Source organism: Mycobacterium sp. TH-M11 (assembly GCF_057473725.1).
The window spans coordinates 1-5415 of record NZ_JBYCLD010000215.1; the positions used below are offsets into that span (position 1 = coordinate 1).

The 5415-nt window shown below is 66.0% G+C and carries 4 protein-coding genes; 3 read left to right on the forward strand and 1 reads right to left on the reverse strand.

Annotated elements, in window-relative coordinates; genetic code table 11:
• Window positions 1–206: 206 nt before the first annotated feature.
• The 3 genes from glnX to AC2VOG_RS09385 are packed head-to-tail and all read left to right on the forward strand — an operon-like array spanning window position 207 to window position 4815.
• Entirely contained in the window at window positions 207–1526 is a 1320-nt protein-coding gene (gene glnX, locus AC2VOG_RS09375) for a protein kinase G-activating protein GlnX (RefSeq protein ID WP_486939632.1), read from the forward strand.
• 47 nt (window positions 1527–1573) lie between these two features.
• Entirely contained in the window at window positions 1574–2551 is a 978-nt protein-coding gene (locus AC2VOG_RS09380) for a glutamate ABC transporter substrate-binding protein (RefSeq protein WP_486939634.1), read from the forward strand.
• Window positions 2552–2595: 44 nt separating this feature from the next.
• Complete coding sequence (locus AC2VOG_RS09385; protein ID WP_486939635.1) at window positions 2596–4815, forward strand: serine/threonine-protein kinase PknG; 2220 nt, start codon at window positions 2596–2598, stop codon at window positions 4813–4815.
• A 152-nt stretch (window positions 4816–4967) separates the two neighbouring features.
• On the opposite strand, the gene AC2VOG_RS09390 is transcribed toward AC2VOG_RS09385, so the two are convergent.
• A partial coding sequence (locus AC2VOG_RS09390) for an endonuclease domain-containing protein (protein WP_486939633.1) occupies window positions 4968–5415 on the reverse strand: 448 nt, incomplete at its 5' end.

The following is a 5415-nucleotide window of genomic DNA, read 5'->3' on the forward strand; positions in this document are numbered from 1 at the left end:
GGTGTCAGACACCACCCATCCGTCACCGTCGCCGCGCACGCGTCAAGGATAAGCAGCACGCCGGAATGACGCGCCCTATGTCGCAGACCGGTAACGACTCGGGAAATCTGCGTAGGCAGGCCCGCGCATCCGCGGGAAAACACTCTTAGACTTCACTTAATACCGTTTCGCGACACCCGCGCCCGAAAGATGAGGTCCGAACTGACGTGACCGTCGAGTTGGCACACCCGTCGACTGAGCCGCTGGGTTCGCGGTCGCCGATCGAACCGGCCCACCCCCGCTGGTGGTTCGTGGCGACGACGCCGGGCCGCATTCTGTCCATCGGTGTGGTGCTGGCCATCCTCGGTGGGCTCACCGCATTTGCCACGTCCACCACGATCAACCAGCGGCAGCATGCGCTGACCACCGTGCTCAGCCACACCGAACCGCTGGCCTTCGCAGCCGGGCGGCTCTACACCACGCTGTCGGTGGCCGACGCGGCCGCGGCGACCGCGTTCATCGCGCAGGCCGAGCCCCGAACCGTCCGTCAGCGCTACGAGCAGGCGATCACCGACGCGGCGGTGGCGGTGACTCGAGCGTCGAGCGGTCTGACCGACGAGCCGCTCGTGCAGTTGCTCGGCCGGGTCAACGCCGAGTTGGCGGTCTACACCGGGTTGATCGAGATCGCGCGGACCGACAACCGGGCCGGCGATCCCGTCGGTTCGTCGTACCTGTCCGAGGCGTCGACGTTGATGCAGTCGACGATCCTGCCCGACGCCGCGCGGCTGTACAGCCAGACATCGGAGCGGGTGGACACCGAGACCACGGCGTCGACTCAAGTTCCGGCACCGGTGATTCTGGTCGTGCTCACCACGGCGATCTTCGGCGCTTTCTCGCATCGATGGCTGGCCCGGCGCACCAAGCGGCGGATCAACCCCGGTCTTGTCGCCGGCGCGCTGGCAATTCTGGTTATGGTGGTATGGGTGGGAACCGCGCTGGCGATCTCCACCAGCGGCAGCCGCAGCGCCAAAAACACTGCGGCAGAGTCACTGAAGACGATTACCAATCTGTCGATCAGTGCGCAGCAGGCACGTGCCGACGAGACCTTGTCCCTGATTCGGCGCGGGGACGAAGAGGTCCGCAAGAAGACTTTCTACGAACGCATCGATGCCATGCACAGACAACTCGACGCATACCTCGCTCGACCCGACGCCGTCGACAAGAGCGACTTGCAGGGTGCCGGCCAGCTGCTCAATCAGTGGCGCCGGGCCGATGACCGGATCAACGCCTACATCTCGGTCGGTGATTACCGCGCCGCCACCCAGGTTGCGCTGGGCAGCGGCGAGGACGACTCCACCCCCGCGTTCGACAAACTCGACCGCGCGTTGGTCAAGGCGATGGAGCAGAGTCGCCTCGAATTGCGTGACGACGTGCTCAACGCGCGTGCCGGCTTGTCCGGCGCCACGGTCGGCGGCATCGTGCTCAGCCTGGGCGCGGCCGTCGCGGTCGCCCTGGGACTGTGGCCCCGGCTGATGGAGTACCGGTGATGCGGCGCGCATTGCGGATGCTGTCCGTCGCTGCGACGGCGTTGTGGATGCGATGGCGACCCGCTGCGCACGGCTTCGCCGCGCTGGCTATTGCCGCGACGCTGCTGGCGGGCTGCAGCCAGTCCGGGTCGATGGTGATCGCGCCCGCGCCGACCCTGCCGCCGCCGACTCCGGCCGGTATGCAGGAGATGCCGCCGCAGCCGCCGCTGCCCCCGGACAAGACCGCCAACGACTGCAACCCCACGGCGAGCCTGCGCCCGTTCGACAACCCGGCCGACGCCGACGCCGCGGTGGCCAACATCCGCGCCCGCGGCAGGCTGATTGTGGGCTTGGACATCGGCAGCAACCTGTTCAGCTTCCGCGATCCGATCACCGGTGAGATCGTCGGCTTCGACGTCGACATCGCCGGCGAGGTCGCCCGCGACATCTTCGGAAACCCAGCGCGCGTGGAGTATCGGATTCTGTCGTCGGCCGAGCGCATCACTGCGCTGCAGAAGGGCGACGTCGACGTTGTCGTCAAGACGATGACCATCACCTGCGAGCGACGTAAGCTGGTCAACTTCTCCACGGTCTATCTTGATGCCGCGCAACGTATTCTGGCTTCGAGCGATTCCCCGATCGCCAGACCGGCCGATCTCTCCGGCAGGCGGGTCTGTGTGGCCAAGGGCACCACATCGCTGCAGCGGATCCGTGAGATCGCGCCGCCTGCCATCGTGGTCGAGGTGGTGAACTGGGCCGACTGCCTGGTCACCTTGCAGCAACGGCAGGTCGACGCGGTCAGCACCGACGACTCGATTCTTGCCGGGCTGGTGTCACAGGACCCCTACCTGCACATCGTCGGGCCCAATATGGACAGCCAGCCCTACGGCATTGGAGTCCAGTTGGAAAACACCGGGCTGGTGCGGTTCGTCAACGGCACCTTAGAGCGGATCCGGCGTGACGGGACGTGGAATACGTTGTACCGCAAATGGTTGACGGTGCTCGGTCCTTCGCCCGCGCCCCCAACCCCGAGGTACGTGGACTGATGGCCGAGCAGCCGGCGGGACTCGACAGCCAGGACGCGGACGGTATGGGTCCGGGCACCGAGTCCGTCGACGCGATGGTGGATTCATCGTCCCAGAGCCGTCCGATGGCCACCCAGGCGATCTTTCGGCCCGACTTCGACGACGATGACGACGACGACTTCTTGATCCACATCGGCGATATCGCGCCGATGGATCGGGCAAAGCTGGTGCCACGACCCCCGGTGCGCCGACTAGGTGGCGGACTGGTCGAGATTCCACGCGTGCCCGATATCGACCCGCTGGAAGCGTTGATGCCGAATCCGGTTGTGCCGGAGTCGAAACGGTACTGCTGGAACTGCGGAAAGCCGGTGGGGCGATCCAGCAAAGGCGACAAAGGGCGGTCCGAGGGCGATTGCCCCTATTGCGGGAGTTCGTATTCGTTTCTGCCGCAACTCAATCCGGGCACCGTGGTGGCCGGCCAATACGAGATCAAAGGTTGCATCGCGCACGGCGGGCTGGGCTGGGTGTACCTGGCACTGGACCGCAACGTCAACGACCGCCCAGTGGTGCTCAAAGGTCTGGTGCATTCGGGCGATGCAGAAGCGCAGGCGATCGCCATGGCCGAGCGGCGGTTCCTCGCCGAGGTGGTCCACCCCTCGATCGTGCAGATCTTCAACTTCGTCGAACACGCCGACCAGCACGGCGAACCCGTCGGCTACATCGTCATGGAGTACGTGGGTGGGCAGTCACTCAAGCGGCGCAAAGGCAACAAGCTGCCCGTCGCCGAAGCGATCGGCTTTGTGCTGGAAATTCTTCCGGCCCTGAGCTATCTGCACTCGATCGGCTTGGTCTACAACGACCTCAAGCCGGAAAACATCATGCTCACCGAGGAGCAGCTCAAGCTGATCGACCTCGGCGCGGTGTCGCGGATCAATTCGTTCGGCTACCTCTACGGCACGCCGGGTTATCAGGCACCCGAAATCGTGCGGACCGGACCGACTGTGGCCACCGACATCTACACCGTCGGGCGTACCCTCGCGGCTCTGACGTTGAAGCTGCGCGCCCGCGGCGGGCGCTACGTCGAGGGACTTCCCGAAGACGATCCGGTGCTGGCCCAGTACGACTCGTTCGGCCGATTGTTGCGCCGGGCAATCGATCCCGATCCGAAGCGGCGATTTGCCAGCGCCGAGGAGATGTCCGGTCAGCTCTTCGGTGTGCTGCGTGAAGTGGTTGCGCGGGACACCGGCGTGCGGCGGCCGAGCCTATCGACCATCTTCTCGCGCAGCCGCGCGACATTCGGCGAAGCACTGCTGGTCGCTCACACCGACGTGTATCTGGATGGCCATGTGCACGCAGAAAAGCTGACCGCCAAGGAGATCGTCACGGCGCTGCAGGTGCCACTGGTCGACCCCGCCGACGTCGCTGCGCCGTTGTTGCGAGCAACCGTGCTGTCCCAACCGGTGCAGACCCTGGATTCGCTGCGCGCATTCCGGCACGGCGCCATGGATTCCGAGGACATCGACCTCTCGGAGTCCGTCGAGCTTCCGCTGATGGAGGTTCGAGCGCTGCTGGACCTCGGCGACGTCGCCAAGGCCACCCGCAAACTCGACGACCTGGCCGAGCGGGTCGGCTGGCGCTGGCGGCTGGTGTGGTATCGCGCTGTCTCCGAATTGCTCACTGGCGACTACGATTCCGCGAGCAAGCATTTCAGCGAGGTGTTGGACACCTTCCCGGGCGAGCTGGCGCCGAAGATGGCCCTGGCAGCCACGGCCGAATTGGCCGGCAGCTCAGACGAACACAAGTACTACGAAGCGGTATGGAAGACCGACGACGGGGTGATCTCGGCGGCCTTCGGACTGGCCAGGGCCCAGTCGGCGGCCGGGGATCGCAACGGAGCAGTACGGACACTCGACGAAGTCCCACCCGCGTCAAGGTATTTCACTACTGCCCGGCTCACGAGTGCCGTCACGCTACTGTCCGGCCGGTCGGTCAGCGAGATCACCGAAGAACAGATCCGCGATGCGGCGCGCCGAGTCGAGGCGCTGCCACCGACCGAACCGCGGGTGTTGCAGATCCGCGCGTTGGTGTTGGGCAGCGCGCTGGACTGGCTGGGCGACCACGAAGCCAGCACCAACCACATCCTCGGCTTCCCGTTCACCGAGCACGGCCTGCGACTCGGTGTCGAGGCGTCGTTGCGGGGACTGGCCCGCGCGGCCCCCACCCAGGCGCACCGCTACAAGCTGATCGACATGGCCAACCGAGTGCGTCCGATGTCGACGTTCTGAGCTAGCTGCCCGGCTGCCCGCCTGCGTCGCCCGATCGCCCGATCGCCCGATCGCCCGATCGCCCGATCGAGTGTGCATCCTGGGCGTCGAGTGTGCACGTGTGGCGGGATTTTCGCCGAATTTCCGCCCTAGCGACACACTGGAAACCCTGGTTACACACTCGATTTGCGGGCGTCGAGGGCACGACGGACCCGTCGCAGGATTGCCGCGGGATGGTCTGCGGCGATCACCCGGATGACGATCCAGCCCAGACGTTGCAGCGCCTCGAGTCGCTGGATGTCCTTGCGGTATTGCAGCGCATCGGTCCGATGCTGCTCGCCGTCATACTCGACGGCGACCATCAGCTCGGGCCAACCCAGGTCCAGGTAATACGTGCTGTCGGCGGTCCGCACGGCGATCTGAGTCTGCGGCCGCGGCAAACCCGCGTCGATAAGGAGCAGCCGCAGGTAGGTCTCCTGCGGTGACTGCGCACCGGCGTCGAGGCGTTCGAGGACCGTCTCGAGGTTGCGCAATCCGCGGGCGCCGGGATGACGCTCGGCGACGGCGATGACGGTATCGGGCGTGAGATTCGTCGCGCGGGCCAAGGCGTCGAGCCGGGCG